This is a genomic window from Rhizobium sp. SEMIA 4085 (genome assembly GCF_013004495.1).
Lineage (GTDB): Bacteria > Pseudomonadota > Alphaproteobacteria > Rhizobiales > Rhizobiaceae > Rhizobium > Rhizobium gallicum.
Window position 1 is genome coordinate 1 of sequence record NZ_JABEPH010000455.1, and the last position, 4,026, is coordinate 4,026.

General features: G+C 58.4%; 5 protein-coding genes and 1 pseudogene. 4 read left to right on the forward strand and 2 right to left on the reverse strand.

Annotated elements, in window-relative coordinates; genetic code table 11:
- The first annotated feature begins 382 nt into the window (after positions 1–382).
- Together C9413_RS28950 and C9413_RS28955 are read left to right on the forward strand one after the other, a co-directional pair.
- Positions 383–685: a BrnT family toxin gene (locus C9413_RS28950; RefSeq protein WP_040115888.1), complete on the forward strand. Its 303-nt coding sequence runs from the start codon at positions 383–385 to the stop codon at positions 683–685.
- On the forward strand, positions 669–947 hold the full coding sequence (locus tag C9413_RS28955; RefSeq protein WP_040115889.1) for a BrnA antitoxin family protein: 279 nt from the start codon (positions 669–671) through the stop codon (positions 945–947). The genes C9413_RS28950 and C9413_RS28955 overlap by 17 nt, the downstream gene beginning before the upstream one ends.
- 198 nt (positions 948–1,145) lie before the next feature.
- Here C9413_RS28955 and C9413_RS28960 read toward each other — a convergent pair whose 3' ends face one another.
- Together C9413_RS28960 and C9413_RS28965 are read right to left on the reverse strand one after the other, a co-directional pair.
- Positions 1,146–2,621 (reverse strand): M81 family metallopeptidase, encoded by a 1,476-nt coding sequence (locus C9413_RS28960; RefSeq protein WP_170251265.1) that lies wholly within the window; start codon positions 2,619–2,621, stop codon positions 1,146–1,148.
- A gap of 30 nt (positions 2,622–2,651) precedes the next feature.
- Positions 2,652–3,137, reverse strand: coding sequence for a hypothetical protein (locus C9413_RS28965; RefSeq protein WP_040115891.1), 486 nt, complete (start codon positions 3,135–3,137; stop codon positions 2,652–2,654).
- A gap of 110 nt (positions 3,138–3,247) precedes the next feature.
- Between C9413_RS28965 and C9413_RS28970 the strand changes: the two genes are divergently transcribed.
- Positions 3,248–3,637, forward strand: coding sequence for a RidA family protein (locus C9413_RS28970; RefSeq protein ID WP_040115892.1), 390 nt, complete (start codon positions 3,248–3,250; stop codon positions 3,635–3,637).
- A gap of 24 nt (positions 3,638–3,661) precedes the next feature.
- Positions 3,662–3,991: pseudogene (locus C9413_RS28975) on the forward strand (RpiR family transcriptional regulator); the annotation flags it as partial.
- Positions 3,992–4,026: the final 35 nt, after the last annotated feature.

Below are 4,026 nucleotides of genomic sequence, written 5' to 3' on the forward strand. Positions count from 1 at the left end.
CACCCGTGCTTATTATGGTGGCGAGACATTCGGTCGCGGAGGCGAAGACGATCGTTCTTACGCCTCAGCGACTGTGGTGGCCCCACCCACGCGTGACGCCACATCAGAGTTCTCTTACGAAGGGTCGAGGGGACGCTTAATGAGATTCATCCCGGGGTCTAAAAGACGAAAAACGAAGACCCTCGTCACGTACCAGAACCTGGAATCGGCATTTTGGGTAATCGGAGGAGGACCGCGGGTCCCCTTATGGCATATCGCTATATCACCCTCGTCGTGTTGAGCACCCGTGCGTGGTAATCGAGCGGCTCTCTCTCCTTCTCGTGCGCTTTTGCCTTCGCTGTCTCGCCCTTGAAATCAGTGTATATTATGGCAATATACATCGATGATTGATTGGGAGCGGATAACGGGCTTCGACTGGGACGCGGGAAACGCCCGCAAGAGCGCTGAAAAGCACAGCGTGGGCCAGGCAGAAGCGGAGCAGATGTTTTTCAACGAGCCACTGCTGACGGTTCCCGACGCAAGGCATAGCGCCGAAGAGCAACGCATCCACGCTCTTGGGCGCACCGACGACGGAAGGCTGCTTCATGTCACCTTCACGCTTCGGCAGAACGCTACGAAGATACGGGTGATCTCGGCCCGGGACATGAGCCGCAAGGAGCGGAGCTATTATGAGCAAGACGCTTAAGCCAACTCCGGAATTCAAGACGGAAGCGGAAGAACGGGCCTTCTGGGAAAGTCAGGATTCCGACGATCATATCGACTGGGACAAGGCGGAGCGCGTGCGCTTGCCGAACCTGAAGCCATCCTCGACATCAATCTCGCTGCGGCTACCGAACGCGCTTCTTGAACGGATAAAGGTCGCGGCCGGCAGACGCGACGTACCCTATCAGTCGCTCATCAAAATCTGGCTCGCAGAGAAGGTCGACACTTCGGGTGGGCAACGCTGACGTCCGCGGATTGACGCAAGCGTTGCATAGTGGCAGGCACCCGTTCATCGTGACCTATCGGGCAGTAGCATGCCTCGCCACGCCCGTCCTGTGGACGTCTCGATCTCTGATTGAAAGGCTCAATCCCTTCTTTCGGCATCGCGAAGTTCGGTGAGGACACCGTAGGGCATGCGCCGTCCCCAACCGGTTTTCCTGCATCTACGCGGCTCCGCATTCATTTCCATGAGGATCGGCGACCATCGGCCAGATATTTCTCGGTGCCCGGCGATAGGGCGTCTTGGCCGGATTGTTAGGATAAGGCGTCCCCGCGGAACAATAGAGGATTTCGGCCGCGATCTTCGAAAACGACGCGAAGAAGTGGTTCGTAGATTTGATGACCAGGATCTTCTTCTTCGTCGGGTCAATGCCCATGACCGTAAAGAGGCTGGCATCAAAGCTCTGGGCACGCGTCGAGTTCAAGATGATGTCGATGCCGTTCATAACCACATGAGCGGCATCGCCGAAGGGTGCCAGGCTCTCGCCGAACTGCATCTCGGCATCCTTCACAAGCTTGACGACCGTCACGGTGCCATCGATCGGATTTCCGGTGCCGGGCGCCGATTTCGCGCCGAAGCGAAGCGGAATCTCAGCGCCCTCCCCTGCCGCAAAACAGATCTGCACCGCCATCGGGTCCCAGATCGTGCCGATCGCCGTATCCTTCGCCTCATGGGTCAGCATTTCTTCGAGGATGACCGTGGCATCGCCTGCCGTACCGCCGCCCGGATTGTCCCACACATCGGCGATGACGACCGGCCAGGTGGTGGCGGCCAGAGCACGCGCGACCGCCTCCTTCTCATCTATCTGAGGTGCCATGAAGGTTCCGCGCTTGGAGAACAGCTCAAGCCCCAGGTCGCGGGCAAGCGCTGCCCCCTTTTCCGGCTTGCCATCCGTCACCACCAGCATTTTCGTTCCCATTTCGGGAACGTCGCCGACCATGAAGCCATGGATCACGGAAATCGACAGGACATCCGGGTCGTCGCTTTCGATCTTGATGATCTTGTGCACGAAGGAGCGCGTCGGATCGCGCGACGTGGGAAAGACGTCGATCATGCGGCAATCGAAGACGGAAACGGCAGGCTTGACCCTGCCTTCAAGCGTATCGACGGCGATGCGCCACAGATCTTCGGCGCGGTCGACGAAATCCGTGTGCGGGAATTCCTTGAAGTAGACGGCGAAGTCGAGGGCCGCCACGCGCCTGGCGGTCAGATGGCTGTGCGGGTCGAGTTCGGCGCAGACGAGAATATCGGGTCCCACGATCTCCCGGATGCGCGCAAGGATGTCGCCTTCGGTATCTTCGTAGCCCGCCGCCACCATGGCTCCGTGCAGCCCGAGGACCACCGCGTCAACTGGCATTGCGGCGTTAAGCTGAGCCAGTATCTCGTCGCGCAAATCTTCATAGGTGGAACGGTTGACGAGCCCGGCCGGATCCGCCCAGGTTGCCGTTCCTTCAATCAGCTCCCAGCCCTTTGCCGCGGCGACACGCCTGCCGACGGTGATCGGCGCGGTGCAAAGTGTCGGCGTTTCAGGATGCTGTCCCGGCGGTGCGTAAAGCGAAGCCTCGAAAGCCCGCCGGTCGACACAAATCGGTGAGAAGGTGTTGGTCTCGGTCGCCAGAGCCGCCGTGAAAATGCGCAAGAGATTGGCCTTTATGTTGTCGACACCGCTTCAACCCATAGGATTCGGCAGATAGCCGGTGAACCCGCAGATCTTCCAGCACCCCTCGTGAAGCCGGCAGTAATAGAGCGTCTGCCACTGCATGACATCGCGGCTGCCGTCGGCCTTGGCAATGCCGCCATCAAATTTCTTGCGCACCAGGGCCATGTCGCCTTCGATCTCGATAGATTCCAGCGTCGTCGTCGAAAAGATCGCGGTGCGCGCGTCCTCCGCCAGGCGTTCCCTGCCAAATCCCTTGGCCTGCCGAAGCCATTCGTCGCGATAGGCGGCAAGCGTCGGAAAGGCAAGACGCCATTTGTCCGGACTCACCTGCTTGCGACCATCGATCCCGATGAAACCATCTTCCACGAAGTCGTTTTCAACCATGGACCAATCGGCAGCCAAAAACGCGTCGATATCGCGCGGAACGAGCATCTCCCAGATGGAATGCCGGGCTGTGTCGGACGATGGGAAGGGATTCTTGAAAGGATCGCGCATGCTCGCCCTTTATTTAAATTCTTTTCATAAATCGCGTTTTTCGCTGGCCAAATTCTGCTTTCTATGGTCACTTGTCAACTTATCAAGAAAATAATTTGCAAGGATCCGGAATGTCCATCAAGCGCTATGGCACTGTTCAAACCGGCGCCGGCGGCAAGTCTTTGCCATTTGCGCGCGCCGTCGAAGCCGATGGCTGGCTTTATGTTTCCGGTCAGGTTGCAATGGAAAACGGCGAGATCGTCGAGGGCAACATCATCGCCCAGACGCATAAGGCAATTGCCAATGTGCTGGCGATCCTCAAAGAGGCCGGCTACGGCGTCGCGGATGTCGTGCGCGTCGGCGTCTGGCTCGACGACCCCCGCGATTTTTGGACGTTCAACAGGATCTATCAGGAATATTTCGGCGGGCATCCCCCGGCACGCGCCTGCGTGCAATCTTCAATGATGGTGGATTGCAAGGTGGAGATAGACTGCGTCGCCTATAAGAAGAAAGATCAGTAAGGGCGCCATCCCCGGGAGGACTGGTTGGATATCTTTTCCACATTGCAGGAAGACAAGGGCCGCCTTTCTCCATCGGAGAACCGGATTGCCGAAATCATCGTCAACGATTTCGAATTTGCCGTGAACGCCTCCATCATCGAGCTTGCGGAGAAGGCCGAGGTCTCGCCGCCGACCGTCACGCGCTTCTGCCGCCGTCTCGGCTGAGAAAGCTTCTCTGACTTCAAGGTTCAACTCGCCCGCACGGCGCATATCGGCGACCGCTATCTGAAGCCCGAGTCCAAAAGCAGCGATCCCGCCGACGATGCGAAGGACCTCATCACCAAGGCCACGAACGAGATGTTCCTACTGCACCGTTAGATTGACAACGCAGCGATCAGACGCGCCGCCGA